At 62.4% G+C, this 18239-nt stretch carries 15 protein-coding genes; 6 read left to right on the top strand and 9 right to left on the bottom strand.

The genetic code is table 11. From position 1 onward, the window contains the following. Window positions 1-2 precede the first annotated feature (2 nt). The 3 genes from FB473_RS16510 to FB473_RS16500 form a co-directional block, all read right to left on the bottom strand. Window positions 3-917, bottom strand: a complete 915-nt coding sequence (locus FB473_RS16510) for a glycosyltransferase family 2 protein (RefSeq protein WP_167171521.1) — start codon at window positions 915-917, stop codon at window positions 3-5. 173 nt (window positions 918-1090) lie between these two features. Next, entirely contained in the window at window positions 1091-2041 is a 951-nt protein-coding gene (locus FB473_RS16505; protein WP_167171517.1) for a glycosyltransferase, read from the bottom strand. A 2-nt stretch (window positions 2042-2043) separates the two neighbouring features. After that, window positions 2044-3864 (bottom strand): glycosyltransferase, encoded by a 1821-nt coding sequence (locus tag FB473_RS16500; RefSeq protein ID WP_167171514.1) that lies wholly within the window; start codon window positions 3862-3864, stop codon window positions 2044-2046. A 199-nt stretch (window positions 3865-4063) separates the two neighbouring features. Here FB473_RS16500 and rfbA point away from each other — a divergent pair, with 199 nt between their 5' ends. Beyond that, a complete protein-coding gene (rfbA, locus tag FB473_RS16495) occupies window positions 4064-4933 on the top strand; it encodes a glucose-1-phosphate thymidylyltransferase RfbA (protein WP_167171511.1) in 870 nt (289 codons plus the stop codon). 34 nt (window positions 4934-4967) lie between these two features. Here rfbA and FB473_RS16490 read toward each other — a convergent pair whose 3' ends face one another. Next, entirely contained in the window at window positions 4968-5849 is an 882-nt protein-coding gene (locus FB473_RS16490; RefSeq protein ID WP_167171507.1) for a glycosyltransferase family 2 protein, read from the bottom strand. 183 nt (window positions 5850-6032) lie between these two features. On the opposite strand from FB473_RS16490, the gene FB473_RS16485 reads away from it, so the two are divergent. Next, entirely contained in the window at window positions 6033-8030 is a 1998-nt protein-coding gene (locus tag FB473_RS16485; protein ID WP_167171504.1) for a DUF6541 family protein, read from the top strand. Window positions 8031-8053: 23 nt separating this feature from the next. Here the strand turns inward: FB473_RS16485 and FB473_RS16480 are convergent, their stop codons facing one another. Further along, the gene (locus FB473_RS16480; protein ID WP_167171500.1) at window positions 8054-8503 is read right to left on the bottom strand and encodes a YbhB/YbcL family Raf kinase inhibitor-like protein; all 450 of its coding nucleotides are present in this window, start codon (window positions 8501-8503) and stop codon (window positions 8054-8056) included. A gap of 157 nt (window positions 8504-8660) precedes the next feature. On the opposite strand from FB473_RS16480, the gene glf reads away from it, so the two are divergent. Genes glf through FB473_RS16460 form a run of 4 tightly spaced genes read left to right on the top strand, consistent with a single transcriptional unit; the run spans window position 8661 to window position 13538 of the window. Then, a complete protein-coding gene (gene glf / locus FB473_RS16475; RefSeq protein WP_167171497.1) occupies window positions 8661-9851 on the top strand; it encodes a UDP-galactopyranose mutase in 1191 nt (396 codons plus the stop codon). Then, the gene (locus tag FB473_RS16470) at window positions 9848-11881 is read left to right on the top strand and encodes a glycosyltransferase (protein WP_243864069.1); all 2034 of its coding nucleotides are present in this window, start codon (window positions 9848-9850) and stop codon (window positions 11879-11881) included. Before glf ends, FB473_RS16470 begins: the two co-directional genes overlap by 4 nt. Continuing rightward, complete coding sequence (locus FB473_RS16465; protein ID WP_167171494.1) at window positions 11881-12777, top strand: ABC transporter permease; 897 nt, start codon at window positions 11881-11883, stop codon at window positions 12775-12777. The genes FB473_RS16470 and FB473_RS16465 overlap by 1 nt, the downstream gene beginning before the upstream one ends. Next, window positions 12777-13538, top strand: coding sequence for an ABC transporter ATP-binding protein (locus FB473_RS16460; RefSeq protein ID WP_208390879.1), 762 nt, complete (start codon window positions 12777-12779; stop codon window positions 13536-13538). Before FB473_RS16465 ends, FB473_RS16460 begins: the two co-directional genes overlap by 1 nt. A gap of 28 nt (window positions 13539-13566) precedes the next feature. Here the strand turns inward: FB473_RS16460 and FB473_RS16455 are convergent, their stop codons facing one another. The 4 genes from FB473_RS16455 to FB473_RS16440 form a co-directional block, all read right to left on the bottom strand. Continuing rightward, window positions 13567-14514, bottom strand: coding sequence for a type IV toxin-antitoxin system AbiEi family antitoxin domain-containing protein (locus FB473_RS16455; RefSeq protein ID WP_167171491.1), 948 nt, complete (start codon window positions 14512-14514; stop codon window positions 13567-13569). A gap of 177 nt (window positions 14515-14691) precedes the next feature. Further along, window positions 14692-16599, bottom strand: a complete 1908-nt coding sequence (locus FB473_RS18120; RefSeq protein WP_243864068.1) for a glycosyltransferase — start codon at window positions 16597-16599, stop codon at window positions 14692-14694. A gap of 9 nt (window positions 16600-16608) precedes the next feature. Next, window positions 16609-17448 carry a lysophospholipid acyltransferase family protein gene (locus tag FB473_RS16445; RefSeq protein WP_167171487.1) on the bottom strand — a complete coding sequence of 280 codons (840 nt, stop codon included), beginning with the start codon at window positions 17446-17448 and terminating at the stop codon, window positions 16609-16611. Beyond that, the gene (locus FB473_RS16440) at window positions 17448-18221 is read right to left on the bottom strand and encodes an SDR family NAD(P)-dependent oxidoreductase (RefSeq protein ID WP_167171483.1); all 774 of its coding nucleotides are present in this window, start codon (window positions 18219-18221) and stop codon (window positions 17448-17450) included. The genes FB473_RS16445 and FB473_RS16440 overlap by 1 nt, the downstream gene beginning before the upstream one ends. Window positions 18222-18239: the final 18 nt, after the last annotated feature.

The raw sequence follows: 18239 nt of genomic DNA, 5'->3' as shown, positions 1-18239 counted from the left end.
TCTCAGCATCCAATAGCCGCTCGTTGGGCTGGGGTTAATGAAGACAGAAGCGACCCTGGAAGCTGATGCCTAGGCCGCTTAAATAGGCCCTGCCACCATCCGCGGGTTGTTGAAGTAAGCCACAAGACTTTGTTCTTCGATACCGAGAACTGCTTTACGCAGTGAAGAGCGACACCTACCGTGTCGAGTAGGTCCTTGCTGACCGAGGAGCTTCTCTCGCGCACAAACCACAGATTGTTTCGTACATAGTAAAATAACCGAGATCCCATATCAAGCGATGCTGGGCGAGTGTTGGGATGGTTAACTCGACTGCTTGGGATAGTTAATGCCAACCCTTTGTGGGACAATCTTTGCGTATATTCCATATCGTCGACCCAAATAAAGAAATCGCTCAAGGGAAGATGCGTCCTCTCCGCGATTCGCAAATTGATAAGGACTCCCACAAAGGTTGCCGCGTCTATAGCGATTCCGTCGAGCTTGTTCGCAACCAACTGTTTTTCCGTGCTTTGGCTGATAGTCGGCTGATTTAGATCATTGAAAGTATCGCGTCCGGCGGTTACTAGAGAGGCAAGAAAGGCTGGCTTTTCGACCATGGAATCGAAACAGGCAGCAAGCGGCTCGAAGGCGTCAAGTTCCGGCTCAGCGTCATCATCCATGATCCAAGCCGCATCGTGTTCATGCGCCATGGCAATCTCGAGACCCCAGGAAAACCCGCCTGCACCCCCGAGGTTCTTGCTTGTCTGAAACAGGGTTATTAGTGGATGCATCTGTCGAACGTAGTCAGGGCTGCCGTCGGTTGAGCCATTGTCAACAACAATTATTTCGTCCAGTGCGCGAGTTTGGTGTTCGAGTGCGTGCAGGCACTTCTTCAGTAGCTCAATGCGATTGTAGGAGACGACCACGGCAACGAACGACATGGGCTTCCCTCACTTTCTCGTAGGGCTGGAGAGCTTCATGACTCCGCGAGTTCCGACGCGGCTGATGCTCCAACCATAGCGATCATCGGCAGGCAAGACGGAATCGCGGAGCATATTCGCCCGAAGGCTTCGGTGTTTCACGGCGATTGATCCAAGCAAGCGAACTGCAAACGTCATGTGTAGCGTCCGACGAGAAAGAGGATACTCAAAGCCCAGGAGGTGACCTTGGTCCCGTGCTGCAGGCCAAAGCGGGACAGATATCGCATTCGCGAGAACAAGTTACCCTGATTAGTGAAACCTGCTAGACATTCATGTCGTTGGGGAGATAGCTGAGTGGAAAAAAATTTTTCAAGTACCCGGCATTGCGTAGCATAAATATGGAAGTCGTGTGAGAGAAACATTTCGATCTGCCCACGAAGTCGCTGCGTCAGTCCGACGCTATATCCAATGACGTTGTTATTGTGAGATCGGTAGAGCGTGTACCACGAGTGGTCAAAATAGACCCGACCTAAACTCGCGGCAACCAAATACCACCAGTGATCATGCATGATGACGGCCTCAGGGTCGTAACTTTTGCGCGCAGCGAGCACCAGCGCCCGATTGGCCATCATCGTGTGTCCAGGCGCGATGTTCTGGATCATGGAGTTCTGAAAACTTGGAGCGCGGTGGTGGTCAATCGTCGGCCGAATGGGGTTCAGCTGTTCATCGGTTACCATTGATCGTGAACAATAGAGGATTGGCTCAGGTTCGCTGGCTGCGCGTGACATATAGGTGAGCGCCGCCGATACCTTATTCGGTAGCCAAACATCATCTTGGTCACAAAACATTGCGAGCGTAGAATCTGGATTCATTGCCTCCATGAGCTCCCCAAAGGAGCGAATTACGCCTACGTTGGTCCCTTCAATGATACGGATGTTGTCGTGCGCGGAAGCATACTTTCGTAGTATGGCCAGAGTGCTATCGGTTGACCCGTCATCACGAACTAGTATTCGGAGCTGATTTGCCGCGGTCTGTGCGAGGAGACTGTCGAGTAGTGGCGAAAGATACTTCTCACCGTTCCAAGTGCTGAGCAGGATCTCGACGGTGGGCGTACTCGATCTTTCTTCATTTGGCGCGTCCGGCACGGTCAGGAGCTTTCTTTCGGAAGAGCTAGTTCGTGAGCTAAATGTGGATCGATGGGACCAAAATGTCCAGTCAAGCCATGAAAAACGCCATAAGCAGTCGCCTCTAGGTGTTTGATTCGGTTCGGGCCACAAATCAAATTTATAATGTGCGTGCCCGAATCAATACGTATCTTTCTCGCGATCCACGAAGGTTGAGAAGCTGCATACCGCTTAAGTAGGAAGATGTAGTTTCGAGCCATGTAATAAACCCTGAAAGGAGGATGGTAATGGATTTCTACAGGCTTGCCGTGCCGTCGTAACGTATGCCCCATGACCTTTGCTGGAAGGTTCTTCCCGAGGGAGTGTAGAAGGTTGCAGCCGGGGGCGAGCAGCAGTACCCATCCCTGTTGCCTGGCCCGTGCATTAAATTCGGAGTCCACACTGTCGATAAACAATGGCTCGAGCAAGAATCCTAGCGCGCTAAAGAGAGACGCCCGAATCAGCGTGCCCGATTGGGTCGGGTCGAGCGGTTCCTCAATCCCGCTAGAAGGTTTCCACGAAGGGCAGCGAACCCCACTTAGCGATTCTGCGCACAGCATGCCAACGCGAGATGGATCTGGCGCAAACCGTAGCGCCCGGAAGGCTCGCGTTACGTAGTCCGCGTCCAGGTCAGAGTCTTGGTCCATCGTGAGGATCCAGTCGGGATGGTGCGTAGTAAGCGCGTGCTTGATCCCGATGTTGAGCGCATGGGCGATCCCCGAGTTCTGGCTGATGGCGATCACGTGGGCTCCGGCAGCTTTCAGTCGTTCGAGCACGTCGTGTGCCCTGTCTGAAGGCGAACCATCGTCGACCGCGATTACGGGGCCTATCTCAGCTATCCATCGGCTTGCGTGGTCGACCACACTTCCGGGGGGATTGTAGAGCGAGACGACAATGGCGACCCTGGAGCCGTGCGGCTGTTTGGAGGTAGACGGCGGGGGAGCGTCAGTCGCTCCCGCCCGGCCATTGATACTCCCGACTTCCGACGGAGTCCGTTTGGCACCGGCAGAGCGGAGGAGTTGGCTGACATGCCCAAGCCCCCGGCGTCGCGCGACACCCAGGCAGCGGATGAGCATCACCCGAGAGCGAAGTGCCGGCAGGACGCCGCGAGGCTGCGCCGGGGTCAGATTGTCTCCGTGATAGCGCCGCAGCACAGTCCGCTCGTCCAGGTGGGCGATGCTGCCGGCCATGTTTCCGCACAATCCGATCCACTGGTCGTGCGTTTCGGTGAGTTCCGGTGGGAAGGGCAGCAGATAGTCGAGCGCGTCCCGACGAACAGCCATCGCGCATCCCCAGTAGCACTGGAGACCACTTAGGAGGACAAGAAGATTCCAGGCGTGCCGCCGGGAATCTCCAGAACGGAGCCGCCAGTCCTTGATCCCGAACGGCCCCCCGATCCGAGCCGGGCCATTGAGAGTTGCCAAGTTGGTGGCGACCACTTGGTTGTCCTGCAACGCCTCCACCATGGCGTCAACTCGTCCAGGAACCCAAACATCGTCCTGGTCCGACAGGAAGACATAGTCACCGCTCGCCAGGCTCAATGCCTTCTCGAACGTTCGGACGTATCCGCGATTCATCGGCTGGGGAAAAATCTTGATGCGTGGATCACCCAGTCCGCGGAGCAGCGCAACGGTGTTGTCCTGCGATGCGTCGTCGACCACCACTACTTCATCGTCCGGGCGCAACTCCGACAGGATCGAGGTTATTTGCTCGTATATGAACTCGGAGCCGTTCCATGTAGCCATGCATACGCTGACCCGGCCACGACCGACTGTATCGGGCCGCACGTGTTCAGAGGCTGTCATAGTCGCCTCCTTGGAGCCGCAACGGTCCCATCGCATCGCACGTTGCCCCAATGTACCCAATGGCCCGTATCGTGTCATCGTGGCGTCGAAACGCACGTTCGCCGCCCGTGTTTGATGCCGCACGGGCTCCTGCCACTAGATTGGAGTTCAGAGAACGTCTGATGGTCGTCCGCGGGCGACGACGAGGAGGCACGCAACCATGCACGGGATCATCCTTGCGGGCGGCACGGGCAGTCGGCTGCATCCCATCACCGTCGCCACGAGCAAGCAGTTGCTGCCCGTCTACGACAAGCCGATGATCTACTACCCGCTGTCGACGCTGATGTTCGCGGGCATCCAAGACGTGCTGGTCATCACGACACCCCACGACGCCGAGCCCTTCCACCGTCTGTTGGGTGACGGCAGCGACTTCGGCATCAACCTGCAGTTCGCGGTGCAGCCCGAACCCAAGGGTCTCGCGCAGGCCTTCACTATCGGGGCCGACTTCCTCGGCGGCGATGCGGCCGCGCTTGTGCTCGGCGACAACATTTTCTATGGTCCGGGCCTGGGCACCCGACTGCGCAAGTACTCGGACGTCGAGGGTGCGGCGATCTTCGGCTACTGGGTCGCCGACCCGCAGGCCTACGGCGTCGTCGAGATAGACGCCACGGGAACGGCGATCTCGATCGAGGAGAAGCCTACTGAGCCCAAGTCGCACCTCGCGGTGCCGGGTTTGTACTTCTACGACGACAACGTGGTGGAGTATGCGCGAAACCTGAAGCCGAGCGCCCGGGGCGAGCTCGAGATCACCGACATCAACCGCATCTACATGGAGCAGCGCAAGCTCCACGTCGAGGTGCTTCCCCGAGGTACCGCCTGGCTCGACACTGGCACCTTCGACTCGCTCAACGACGCCGGGGACTTTGTTCGTACGATCCAGGCGCGCCAAGGTCTGCAGGTCGGTTGCCCCGAAGAGGCTGCCTGGCGCAACGGTTGGATGGACGACGAGGCTCTGCTCAAGCGCGCGGATGCCCTGGAGAAATCTGGCTACGGCACCTACCTGCGTCAACTGGTCGCCTTCGGACGCTGACAGTCCGTTCGGCTGGCCGACCCTACCGATTCGTCTACTTCACCAGATGTTCGGTGAGGTTCCGGACACCCTTCCAGTTGCGCTTGACGGCTGCCTTCGGTGCGAGCGTCGCTGCATGGAGCCGGGATGACACGTGCAGGCGCGCCACGCGTGCCGCATGACGCCAGCCCTTGGCATCCATCTCCCTGGCGATCGTCTGGAAGTAGCGTCGCTCCTCGGCGAAACGCGTGCCCTCCAGAGCCCGCCACGACGAGTCGGACCCCGAATGACGCCGATACATGAAGGCAGCCACGTCGTCGACGAGAAGGGTGCCCCCACTCATAGCGATGTCGAGCACCAGTGCCATATCCTGGACGACGTCGTAGCCCTCGCGGAACCCCAGTCGTGTGATGGTCTCGGCTCGCCATCCCAGCGATGGGAAGTACAACCAGTCCCCGCGCAGGATCGACACGGCGAGTCGCTCACCGCTCAGCAGACGTACCCCCTGACCGTCGGGACGGTAGTGGGCCTTCACCTGCTCCACGAGGGTGTTCGAGGGGGCGCCGTGCTCGTCCATCACATACACACCCGGTTGGAAGACGTTCGCCCACGGATAGCGCCCGGCACGGTCCACGAGCCAATGGAGATAGTTGGGCAGCATCATGTCGTCGGCACCCATCACCACCACGAGATCGTTCTCGACCAGGGTGAGGCATTTGCGGTAGTTGCCGTTGGCCCCGAGATTCTGTTCGTTGCGCTGGTAGCTCACCCGCGCGTCGTCCAACGACGCGAACCAGCCCGGGATGGAGTCGTCCGGGTAGCCATCGTCCACGACCAGCAGTCGGAAATCTGGGTGGGTCTGGCGCAGGACGCTGCGCACCGCGAGCTTCATCAAGTCGACGTCGCCGTAGTAGGGGAACAGAACATCCACTGTCATGGCCAAACTCCTGTGGGGTGCCTTCCGGCGTGTCGACGCTGAGTCGTTCGCCACACTACTAGGTGAGCTTGTTGGGCACCACGAGCGTGACCGCTTGTCGCTCGATGCCTCGGGTTGATGCGGCTTCTCGTACTCGGCCACTAGACTCGGGCCGTCTGGCGACGCAAGGGAGGCCGAGGATTCATGTGGTGGGCTCTGCTGCCGTTCGTTCTTGTTGCGTTGGCTGTGGTTCTTCTCCCTGGACTCGCGGTGAACCTGAGCGCAGGGTTCCGCCCACTCGTTGCGTTGGCTGTAGCCCCAGCAGTCAGCACCGGAATCGTTGCATCGGCTGCGATTCTTGCGCAGTTCGTCGGTGTCCCGTGGGGACCGCTGCCAGTCGTCGTCTGGACGCTGTTCTTCGCTCTCGTGGCGCTGGGCCTTAGGGTTGGGCTTCGTCGGATTCGAGGCATCGACACGAACGCTGAAGGCACGCAGGCTTCGGCGCAACCAGCACCCAGGTGGTGGGCTCGGCCCACCACCTGGGTGCTGGTTGCAGCCGTCCTGTCGATCACCGTTTTGTGTAGAGACGTGATCGCGATGCTTGGCACACCGACGGCATTCTCTCAAACCTACGACAACATTTTTCATTTGAACGCGGTTCGGTGGATCATCGACAACCACAACGGTTCCGCGATTGATATGCGCATGGTGAGCGGAGATGCGCCCGCAGCCTTCTACCCGACCGCGTGGCATGATCTCGCATCCTTGGTCCTGTTGAGCATGGGTAGTCAGAATGTTGTGGCTGGTATGAACGCAACCATCGTTGCGGTCGTTGGTGTGGTGTGGCCTCTGGGCTGCCTATTCCTGTCTCGTATGGTTCTGGAGCACACGCCTGCAGGCACGTTGACGACCGGGATCCTCGCAGCATCGTTTGCCCCGTTCCCCTACTTCATGCTCGCTTTTGGCGTGCTGTATCCGAACCTCCTGGGGTTGTGCCTGCTGCCCACGATGATGGGCTTGGCCGTAGGTCTGTTTCGGTTGGGTGAGGGAAAACACTTGCCGTTGTTGCCGACGCTTACTGCGGGTGGGATCGGTCTGGTCGGGTTGGGGCTCGCGCATCCCAATGTCGTGCTGGTCTATTGCGGTGTGGTGATCCCGATCATGACCTGGACCCTCGGACTGCGTGTGGTACGTGAGTCTTGGAGAGCTCGGGAGTTCGGTCGGCGTTTTGTTTGCGCACTGATTGCATTGCTCGGCATCACGCTTGTTGCGACGGCTTTGTATGTAGTGCTGCGCCCAGCGCATGAGGCCGCATTCTGGGAGCCCGTCAAGAGCCGTACGGATGCGATCGGTGAAGCTCTGTTGATGAGCCCACTAGACCTGCCCACGTTTATCCTCCCCGCGCTCATGACTCTTATTGGTCTGTACGCAGTTCTCCGAACTGGGCGGCACACCTGGTTGCTGGTCGCTCATGGCGCGTTCTGCGTGCTGTGGTTCATCGCCGCGACACAGCCGGTTGGTAGATTGCGGTGGTACCTCGTTGGCCCCTGGTACAGCGATCCACCGCGCCTGGCAAGTTTGCTCCCTTTGACTGCGATTCCACTAGCCGCTTTCGGGGCTCAGTTCCTCGAATCGAAACTCGTGGCGCTTCTTCCGTCAGGTGAGGACGCGACGACCATGCGGCGTCGGCTACTGGTGGGTGTTCTGTTGGCCGCGGTGCTGGCTGTGGGCACGCAGTTTAGTGGCGCCAAGCAGAAAACGATCGAATTAGTGAAGGATGAGTACTCGATTACGGGTGACTCAGAGTTGGTCAATTCCGACGAGTATGCGGTAATCCAGGCGGTCCCGGGGATCGTTCCGCCGGATGAAGTTATTGCAGTCAATCCGTACAACGGCAGTTCGATGGTTTACGCATTGACTGGGCGTCGTACAACCGCCACGCACGTGCTGTACGCACCAACTCCTGACCAAGAGATACTCATAGAGGATCTGGACGAGGCTTCCAACAATGAGCGGGTGTGTCAGGCGCTGATCGATCTGGATGTGCATTGGGTGCTGGATTTCGGGAACGATGATCTCATCAACGAGATGGACTATCCGTACTTGGGATTCGACAACCTGGCGAACAATCAGGGCTTCGTCGCAAGGGCCGCCAGCGGCCATGCGACTCTCTACGAGATAACGGCTTGCGGGTTGGGGTGAAAACGCTTCGGCGCCAGGATCCCTCAGTTCGAGTACGTCCCCACGAGGCGACTGACCGCAAGCACCGCGTCCGCGTAACCGTCGAGGAAATCCAGCCGCGAGGGTGCGCCCGCGACAGGACGTGACAGCGCGTACACGAAGAAGAAGTAGTGGTGTACGCCATGCCCGCTGGGCGGCTTGGGGCCGGTGTACCCGATGCCGCCTGCGTCGTTCGGGCCGGGGCGTCCCTCGTCCGGGACGATCGGGCCGTCCTGGGCCGGCAGCCCGTAGAGGGTCCAATGGGTGAAGCCGTGGGGCCGTGGGGCATCGGGGTCGTGCACGATGATCGCGAGCTCGGCGGTTCCCTGCGGGATGCCCGTGACCTCCAGTCGGGGCGTGCGGTTCTCACCGCTCTGGGTGAATGCGTCGGCCAGACGCTCTTCCGGCCCGAAGTCCGGGCTTGTCAGCTGAAGCCTCATGAAGTCAGGTGCCATTGTGGATGCCTCCGAGTGGGGACGTGCGTGGATGCCCCCGACTCTAGCGACGAGCATGCCGGTCGGCGCCGCCTTGGTCGGCACCGTCCTGGTGGAGGGTGTCCCGGTGGTCAGGTAGATTGTCGGGAGTCGCCGTCGACTGTTGAATGGGAGTGACATGGACGCGGATCTGGTCATCGTGGGGTCGGGCTTGTTCGGCCTCACGATCGCCGAACGAGTAGCGAACGACCTCGGCAAGCGGGTGGTGATCATCGAACGGCGTAGCCACATCGGGGGCAATGCTTGGTCGGAGACCGAACCGACGACGGGCATCGAGGTGCATCGCTACGGGGCGCACCTGTTTCACACCTCCAACGAGAAGGTGTGGGAGTACGTCAACCGGTTCACGACCTTCACGGGATACCAGCACCACGTGTACACCACCCACAAGGGCGTCGTGTACCCCATGCCGGTGAACCTCGGCACCGTCAACCAGTTCTTCCAGGCGGCCTATCGTCCCGACGAGGCCCGTGAGCTGATCAAGCAGCAGTCACAGGAACTCGGCGGAAAGGAGCCCTCCAACTTCGTCGAGAAGGGCATCTCGCTGGTGGGACGACCGCTGTACGAGGCGTTCTTCATGAACTACACCGCCAAGCAGTGGCAGACCGCCCCCGAGGACCTGCCTGCGTCCATCGTGAGCCGGTTGCCGGTGCGCTACACGTACGACAACCGCTACTTCAACGACACTCATGAGGGCCTGCCCACCGACGGTTATGGCGCCTGGCTCACGCGCATGGTCGACAACCCGCTCATCACGGTGCTCACCGACACCGACTTCTTCGACGACTCGCACGCCTACTCGAAGTCGAAGGTCGTCGGCACGGTCCCTGTGGTGTACACAGGGCCGGTCGACCGCTATTTCGGCTACCGCGAGGGCGATCTCACGTGGCGCACCATCGACCTCGAGGAGGAGGTGCTGCCCATCGGCGACTTCCAGGGCACCTCGGTGATGAACTACGCCGACCTCGACGTCCCGTTCACCCGCATCCACGAGTTCCGCCATTTCCACCCCGAACGCGACTACTACCCGACCGACAAGACGGTGATCCATCGCGAGTACAGCCGATTCGCGACGCGCGACGACGAGCCGTACTACCCGATCAACACCGAGGACGACCGGACCCGACTGAAGCTGTATCGGCAGGCCGCCGCCGCCGAGCCGCAGGTGCTGTTCGGCGGTCGGCTGGGCACCTACAAGTACCTCGACATGCACATGGCCATCGCCTCGGCGCTGATGGTGTACGAGACCCGCCTACGGCCGCATTTCGCCGAGGGCACCGCTTTGCGGAGTGGAGGAGCAGACGAATGAGCGAGTCGCTGACGGAGACCGGCGTCCGGATGCCCACGGAGTGGGGCGATCAGGCCGTGAGCCAGGTCACCTCCGCGGACCAGTACCGCATCGCCATGAGGGTGATCTTCCCGGTCGGAGGTGACTCTGATGTGTTGCCCGCCTACGTCGATCGTAGCGACGACGAGAACGCCGCCTGGAACATCCACCCCGACGACGTGCTCGGGCGTTACTCCATGCTCGTCCGCGCAGGTGACCGTGTCTCGTTCGGCTCGTATTGGAATGCCTTCCCGGCGTCCTACTGGCAGCGGTGGACCGACGTGCGCACCGTGCGGCTGGCGGTCAACACGATCGGGGATGGTTCGATCATCGTCTACCGTTCGAACGCGCGCGGCACCAAGCAGCGCGTCGACATGGTGCGCGTCGGCGCCGATGCCGAGCAGTCGGTCTTCGACCTGCCGATCAAGGAGTTCGGTGACGGCGGCTTCTACTGGTTCGAGTTCGTCGCCGGCAGCGCGGAGATGACTCTCGAATCGGCACAGTGGTGGGTGCCCGCAGGTGAGTCCTTCCGTGGCACGGTGACGCTCAGCACCACCACCTACAACAAGCCGGACTACGTCGTCCGCAACCTCAACCTCATCGCCTCGCAGCCCGACGTGGTGGGCATCCTCGACGAGATGATCGTGGTCGACCAGGGCACCAAGAAGGTCGCCGACGAATCCGGGTACGCCGAGGCGGCAACGGCCATGGGTGGCAAGGTCGCCATCATCGAGCAGCCCAATCTGGGTGGTTCTGGCGGCTTCGCCCGGGGACAGTACGAGGCGACCGTGCGCGGGCGCAGCGACTACGTCATCCTGCTGGACGACGACATCCGCATCGAGCCGGAGACCCTGGTTCGGCTGACGACCTTCGCCGACATGTCTAAGAAGCCCACCATCGTCGGTGCCCAGATGTTCGACCTCATGAACCGTTCGGTGATGTACACGTTCGGTGAGGTCGTCAACAACTACACGTGGGCGCCGGCCATCCCTCGGTTCGACAACGAGATGTACCACGACTTCGCCGAAGAGGGGCTGCGCAGTACCTCGTGGATGCACGGCCGCGTCGACGTCGACTACAACGGCTGGTGGTGCTGCCTGATCCCCACCCAGGTGATCCGTAAGATCGGGCTCTCGCTTCCCCTGTTCATCAAGTGGGACGACCTCGAGTACGCGGTCCGCGCGGGAAAGGCGGGCTTCCCCACGGTATCGCTGCCCGGCTGCGCCGTCTGGCACGTCACGTGGGCCGACAAGGACGACCTGGTCGGCTGGCAGAGCTACTTCCACAACCGCAACCGCATCATCACGGCCCTGCTCCACAGCCCCTTCGAAAAGGGTGGGGCGATGCTGGCGAACGCCGAGATCAACGACATGAAGCACATCTCGGCGATGCAGTACTACACCGCAGCCGGTCGGCTGCTCGCCGAGCAGGACGTGTTGGCCGGGCCCGATCAGTTGCACAGCATCCTGGAATCGCGCAACAAGGAGGTGCGCGCGATGGCCAAGGAATACAGTGACGCGCAGTTCAAGCCCGAGGTCGAGGACTTCCCGCCCGTCTACCTGGAGAAGCCGCGCCGTCCGACCAAGCAGGCATGGATGAAGGACGGCAAGGAAGTGCCCGTCCCCAAGCCCCGGCTGCTCGTCATGGGAATGCAGGCCGTGGCGCGGCAACTTCTCCCGCTGTCGAAGAACGCGACCGACAACCCGCAGACGATCATCCCGCACCGCGACAACAAGTGGTGGAAGGTCTCCCGGTGGGACAGCGCGCTGGTGACCAATGCCGACGGCAACGGGGTCAGCTGGTACCGCAGGCAACCTGAGAAGGTGCGGCAGATGGTGCTGGAATCATTCCGCAACTATGCGCGCATCTATGCGAAGTGGGACGAGTTGGCGCGCCAGTACCAGGAAGCGCTGCCACGTCTGACGAGCTTCGAGTCGTGGGAACGAACCTTCGGGATCTCCACTGAGCCATCGTCCCCGCAGCAGCGCGAGGAAACGGCCGGACGGGAGTGATGGTGGCGTCGACCAACGTCGACCTGGCGGACGAGCCGCTGCGTGCCCCGGGGCACAGCGCCGGCCTCCTGGAGCTCTTTCGGTGGCGCTTTCTGCTGAAGCTGCTTGTCAAGAAGGAGCTTCGCGTCCGCTATCGGGGTTCAGTGCTCGGCATGCTGTGGAGCTATGTGAAGCCTGCCGTGCAACTGATCGTGTATTACATCGCCATGGGGCAGTTCCTCGGGCTGGGACGCAGTATCCCCAGCTACGTCGTCTACCTGTTCAGCGGCATGGTGATGATCAACTTCTTCAACGAGATCTTGTCCAACACCACCCGTTCGATCATCTTCAACGCCCCGCTGGTCGGCAAGATCTTCCTGCCCCGCGAGCTGTTCCCGGTGAGCAGCGTGTGGGTCGCGTTCGTCCATGTCGTTCCCCAGATCGTCGTCCTCGTCGTCGGGGCGCTGCTCATGGGGTGGCGGCCGGGGCTGGTCAACCTGCTCGCCGGCGTCCTTGCCCTGGTCGTCATCTGTATGTTCGCCCTGGGCATCGGACTGGCCTTCGCTGCCTTCGATGTCTATTTCCGTGACGCCGAGAACATCATCGAACTGCTCATGATGGTGGCCATCTGGCTGTCGCCGGTGTTCTACCAGTGGACGATGGTGAGCAACGCGTTCCCCACGTGGCTGTTCACGCTCTATCAGCTCAACCCGCTGGCCCTGGGGGTCGAGCTGTCCCACTACGCCTTTTGGGTGCCCACCAACGGCGTGATCCCTGATGGGGGAGCCGCGGCCGACCTCATGCCGCCTCACTGGGTGATCATGTCCGGGGTCGGGGTGCTGGTGGCGCTGCTCGTCCTGGTCTGCGGGCAAGTCATCTTCCATCGCCTCGAAGGCAAGTTCGCGCAGGAGCTGTGATGACCACGTCCGCCGCATCGAGTCCTCTGCCGATGGTGGAGCTCAGCCATATCGACAAGAAGTTCTTCCTGCGCCACACGCGGTCCATCAAGGAGTACGTCGTGTGGTTGTTCACCGGTCGCAAGGGCGACCTCGGCGAGACGTTCAAGGCGCTGGACGACGTCTCCTTCACGATCAACCGCGGCGAGTCGGTCGCCCTGCTCGGCTTCAACGGATCCGGCAAGTCGACGACGCTCAAACTGATCAGCGGCGTCATGTTGCCGGACGCCGGCAGCGTCGGCACGCGGGGTCGGATCGCGGGCCTGATCGAGGTGGGTGCTGGCATGCATCCCGACCTCACAGGCCGCGAGAACGTCTATCTCAACGGCGCGATCCTCGGCATGGGTGAAGCCGAGATCGACGAGAAGTTCGACCAGATCGTCGCGTTCAGCGGCATCGAGAAGTTCATCGACACCGAGGTGAAGTTCTATTCGTCCGGCATGTACATGCGCCTGGCCTTCTCGGTCGCCGTGCATTGCCAGCCGGACATCTTCCTCGTGGACGAGATTCTTGCCGTCGGCGACGAGCCCTTCCAGCGCAAGTGCCTCGACCGGATGCACCAGCTTCGGGAGGACGGCCAGACGCTGGTCGTGGTGAGCCACGACCTCGAGATGATCAAGGGCATCTGCGATCGCGGCATCGTGCTGCAGCACGGCCGGGTCATCCACGACTCGCCGATTAGCGAAGCGGTGGACGTGCTGCGGGCCAGCACACCCGACTGACACGAGATTGCGGAAGGTTTGCAGGCGACTATGCCTGCAAACCTTCCGCAATCACCATCGCATGACATCGCGGGCAGCCCTGATAAGGCTCTGTCCAGCCGAGACGACGCAGCACCGAAGCAACCTGGAAAGCCACGTCGCACGAGTGCTCATTGCAGTCGACCCATCCGTATCGCAGGGTCATCTTCCCTGCCACCAGATGGTGGTTGTCCCGGTACATGTCGCGGAATCGCGACTCGCCGTCATGGCCGAGCCTGCCGTCGAGTTCCACGATGAGCCCGCCGTAGTCGACATCACGGCGGTACTGGCCGGCTCGCACTTGGCGGCGCCCACGAGGCAAGCCGTGGCTTCGCTCGATGGTGGCGTAGACCTGTTCGAGTTCGCTCTCGATCCCCGCGCGGCTCCGATCGAGCATCGACAACAGCGTGGCCCGGCCACGGACGCGTGGCCGGGCCTGCACAGCGGCAAGGATCGCTGACTCACTGGTCCTGCGGGTGTGCAGCGCGGCGCTCAGGCAGGATGCCGCTCGCTCCGGTTCCAGCGAGCAGACGTCGACGACGGTCTCGGGAAGTGGCGTGCGGGGTGGTGAGCCGTGCGGCTGGGGCATGTTCCGTGTGCGCAGGAATCGCCAGCGGGGATTCTGGCGTGCCACTTTCCGATGTTCGGCGATCAGGATGTCGATGACGTCCGGTGCCTGCTGGGTCAGCTTCCATTCGAAGGCTGCGGCGCTGCGTGCCAGCATGGCACCCTCACCCGCCGCCAGAACTCCACCCCAGGCCCAGGCATGCCATGGCACTTGGGATCCGGAGACGTAATACACGCCCCTGCTCAGTGGTTGCCAGGTGTGCTGGCCCACAAGGCGCTGCACGATATCGCGGCTGAGCCCGAGGCCGGTGCACTGTTCGAGCGTGACGACATGCGCTTGATGCTCGGCCAGGGTCAGGATCTCAGCCGGAACGGGTTGGCGAGGGTACACATGCCTACCCTGCCCCGTCGCGGCGCACGCGCGTTTGGGCCTGTGGATAACTCCCGCCGCGCTATTGCGGAAGATTGACAGGCGACTATGCCCCCCAACCTTCCGCAATGAGTGCACGGAGGTGACATCGCGGGGGCTCAGCACCGTGAGCCGACCTCGGCCCGGCGTCTGTCGGGCTCAGGAGCCCAACTTCGCCCGCGAATCGAGCCTGCGCATGCGCAACGCTCCCACCAGCGCCCGGAGCACGTTGCGAGCCTCCCCGGGCCCACCCCGTACCGGCGACAGCGCGACCACCCCCGCGGTCAGCACGAACGGTTTGAGTCGCACCAGGGCGTTCGTCCCGTACCGGAAGTGCACCGCGAACAGGTTGCGGTACATGTAGAAACCCTTCCAACTGGCCAGATCGTTGGACTGGACGAAGTCGAACTGGCGGCGCATGAGCGCATCCCTCACCGCCCACATCGCGAAGCCCGCACGCTGCGCCCGCAGCTGGAAGTCGCAGTCGTCGTAGAAGATGAAGAAGCTCGGGTCGGGATAGCCGATGGCATCCACCACCCGGCGGTGCACCATGAACCCCTCGAATGCCGCGTTCTCGATGTGGATGCGGGCCGGCATGGATGCGCGGCAGGGGTAGGTCTGCTCGATGCTGGCCACTTTCGGCCGCAGCTGCAGTGGATTGCTCAGGTCGAAGCGAACGGCCGCCTTCTCGACCAGGTTTCCGCGCCGGTCCTCTCGTACGCAGGCGAGGCAGTCCCCACCGTCGGCGAGGAGGGCCTGCAACGCCCATGGAGCGGGGCGCACGTCGTCGTCCATCAGCCACAGACGGTCGAAGCCGGCTTCATGGGCGGCCCGGACCCCTCGGTTGAACCCGCCGGCACCGCCGAGGTTGGCTCCGACATGATCGACCCGTAGCGGAAGCTCGCTATGTGCCTCCAGCACTCGGGCCGTGGCCTCGTCGCCGGAGTTGTCGACGACGAACACCCCATCGGGACGCCGGGTCTGCGCGGCGAGATCGGTGAGCAACTGATCGAGAAGCTCGGGCCGCTTGTACGTGACCACGACGACGGCGACACGTTCGCCCGGGGACGCGGGGTGCGGCGGACGCGGGGGCAGGAATCGCTCGTGCCCGGTGAAATTGCCCCGCAACCCGTCGAGGATCGCCTGTGCCGACAGGATCAGTCGCCGTGCACTCGGCTTCACGAAGGTGTAGAACCAGGCTGTCTTCGCCCAGAAGGCGGCCGCGTGGAGCGGCCCCCGGAACGTCAGTAGGTTGACCGTGTTGTTGCGCGCCATGCAGTAGTGCTTGAGGTCGCTCGGCGAATGGTTGTAGGTGGTCAGACCGCGCAGCATGGGCGTGCCGAGATCGTCGGTGGCCGGGTGCAGGAAGTGCGCGTCCACGATGGTCGCGACGCGGGCCCCCGCGTCGATCGCCCGCCACAGGTACTCGACGTCGTCGCCCCAGATGAAGAACTCCGCACGCACCGTGCCGATGCGATCGACGAGCTCGTGAGTGACGAGCACTCCGTTGAAGGGGATCACCACATCGGCCACCCGACCGTCGACGGCGACGTCCTCAAGTTGGTCGAGGGTACGAGCCACTGTCGCCGTCCCGGGCAGCCGCACCGGGAAGCACAGCTCGTCCGGGCGCTGCTGAGCCAGTACCGCCGGCCCCCAGAAGTCGTATTCACCCTTGTGGACGAGAAGTTTGTCGAGACAGTCGGGTGCGGGAAGCCCGTCGTCGTCCATCAACCAGGCCAGTTCCGCGCCGAGATCGTGCGCCCATTCCAGCCCGGCCTGGAAACCGCCTGCGCCGCCCGCGTTGGTGGGCAGGATGCGGTAGCGGACGCGAGGTTCGCGCGCCGACAGGTCGGCGAGCCATTCGCCGGTGCCGTCCGACGAGGCATTGTCGACGACCAGGATCGCGTCCACCGATCCCAGCTCGAGAAGACGGGTGACGAGGCGCTGCAGCAGGGCGACGCGGTTGAAGGTGACCACGACCGCGGCCACACCCAGCGTCTCCTGCCCGGACCCGTCGGTTCCGGATGCCTGCTTCATTGCCTGCCCCGTTTCACGACCCAGTGCCATTGTGCGAGCCTATCGGTTCTGCTGGTCGCTGCCGTCGGAGGCCTCCCCGGAGCCGGACTCCGACGACCCTCTCTTCCGGTCCTTCGACGTTTTTGGGGGCGGAGCGGGTTCGATGGCTGCGCGATGAGCCATCTCCGCCTGCGTGGGCATGCCGTAGGCGTGCGCGATGGAATCGTGCAGTTCGATGACCTTACGCCGGAGCCGCTCGTTGAACTCATGAGCTATCTCGCCGGGGCGCGGCCGCATCGGCAGCCCGAAGACGACATGCACGTCGGGGCGCCCGGGCCGCCAACGCCGCTCACGCGGAGGCCAGGCGGCCCACGATCCCACGATCGCGGTCGGCACCACCTGGCAGTTGAACGAGATCGCCAGGGCAGCCACGCCCGGAGTGAACGGGCCCATGCCGCCGGTGCGCGAACGAGTGCCCTCCGGGAACAGGAAAAGCGGGACGCTCTCGCTGAGCAGTTGCTTCGCCATGCCGCGGTGACTACGGGTGCTGCCCCGGTTGACGGGGAAAGCGTTCATGAACAGCTGCACCGTCGTCGCGTCGCGCCAGTTCGTGTAGAAGGTGTCCGCGGCCACACCCGTGGCGAGCCTGCGGCTGAGCCGACGCGGCAACGCGCCCATGATGAGCGGGGCATCGAAGTGGGACGAGTGATTCGCGATGACGATGAAGGGCGCCTCGACGCCGTCGAGGGCTTCCTCGCCATGAACGTGGACGGAGATGGCGCTCCACACCGCGGGCTTGAGCAGAAGCTGCTGGGCCGTGGTCGTCGCAAGGGCGTTGAGAGGCGACGTGAATCGCTTCCGATCGTCGCCTCGCTCGCGTTTGCGCTTGCGGTCGGCCATCAATGAACGCTCCTGGATCGGTTGATCCGCTGGGCGATGGCTCGGGGGAATGCTGCGGGACTGTGCTCCAGCACCCACACCGCGAGCTTCCACCGGCGGGTGGGCACCGAGATCACGCGCCCGCGACCGGCGTCCCGCAACGCCGAACGGGCAATTTCGCCGGCATCGACCCAGACCCATGCGGGAAGGCTGGGACGCGCCACCCCGGCTCGCTCGTGGAACTCCGTCTTCACCCATCCGGGGCACACGGCGGTGGCCTGGACCCCGGTGCCGTCGAGTTCGAGTGCCAGCGCCTGGGTGTAGGTGAGCACCCAGCGTTTGATGGCCGAGTAGTTGCCCTTCACGATCCACGCCGATACGGACGACACATTCACGATGATGCCTTGTCCGCGGGTTTTCATAGCTCTTCCCGCCGCCGCGGCCAAAATCAGGACCGCGGTGCACATGACGTCCATCGCCCGCTCCTGCAAAGCCACATCAGCGTCGAGCAGGCTCGCGTTGAGTCCGAACCCCGCATTGTTGACGAGCACATCGACGGGACGATCGGGGTCGCCGAGGCGTGCGATGATCGGCTCCAGGTCGTCCCGTACGGCGAGATCGGCCTGCAGCGTCTCGACCCGGCACCCGTGGTCACGGGACAACTCGGCCGCGACCTGGTCGAGCCGTCCCTGGTCGCGGGCAACCAGGACGAGGTCGTACCCCTGTGTCGCGAGCTCGGTCGCGAACGCCAAACCGATGCCGGACGTACCCCCCGTGATCAGTGCAGACGCCATAGTGCTCAACTTACCCGG

Source organism: Brooklawnia cerclae (genome assembly GCF_011758645.1).
GTDB classification, from domain to species: Bacteria; Actinomycetota; Actinomycetes; order Propionibacteriales; family Propionibacteriaceae; genus Brooklawnia; species Brooklawnia cerclae.
The sequence above is the reverse complement of the archived record's forward strand: the minus strand, read 5'-3'. Positions and strand labels throughout refer to the sequence as shown.

Coding starts and splice junctions, on each gene's coding strand:
- FB473_RS16440 (WP_167171483.1), bottom strand. CDS start 18,221: ATGGCGTCTGCACTGATCACGGGGGGTACGTCCGGCATCGGTTTGGCG.
- FB473_RS18120 (WP_243864068.1), bottom strand. CDS start 16,599: ATGGCACTGGGTCGTGAAACGGGGCAGGCAATGAAGCAGGCATCCGGA.
- FB473_RS16510 (WP_167171521.1), bottom strand. CDS start 917: ATGTCGTTCGTTGCCGTGGTCGTCTCCTACAATCGCATTGAGCTACTG.
- rfbA (WP_167171511.1), top strand. CDS start 4,064: ATGCACGGGATCATCCTTGCGGGCGGCACGGGCAGTCGGCTGCATCCC.
- FB473_RS16490 (WP_167171507.1), bottom strand. CDS start 5,849: ATGACAGTGGATGTTCTGTTCCCCTACTACGGCGACGTCGACTTGATG.
- FB473_RS16445 (WP_167171487.1), bottom strand. CDS start 17,448: ATGGCCGACCGCAAGCGCAAACGCGAGCGAGGCGACGATCGGAAGCGA.
- FB473_RS16470 (WP_243864069.1), top strand. CDS start 9,848: ATGAGCGAGTCGCTGACGGAGACCGGCGTCCGGATGCCCACGGAGTGG.
- FB473_RS16480 (WP_167171500.1), bottom strand. CDS start 8,503: ATGGCACCTGACTTCATGAGGCTTCAGCTGACAAGCCCGGACTTCGGG.
- FB473_RS16500 (WP_167171514.1), bottom strand. CDS start 3,864: ATGACAGCCTCTGAACACGTGCGGCCCGATACAGTCGGTCGTGGCCGG.
- FB473_RS16485 (WP_167171504.1), top strand. CDS start 6,033: ATGTGGTGGGCTCTGCTGCCGTTCGTTCTTGTTGCGTTGGCTGTGGTT.
- FB473_RS16460 (WP_208390879.1), top strand. CDS start 12,777: ATGACCACGTCCGCCGCATCGAGTCCTCTGCCGATGGTGGAGCTCAGC.
- FB473_RS16465 (WP_167171494.1), top strand. CDS start 11,881: ATGGTGGCGTCGACCAACGTCGACCTGGCGGACGAGCCGCTGCGTGCC.
- glf (WP_167171497.1), top strand. CDS start 8,661: ATGGACGCGGATCTGGTCATCGTGGGGTCGGGCTTGTTCGGCCTCACG.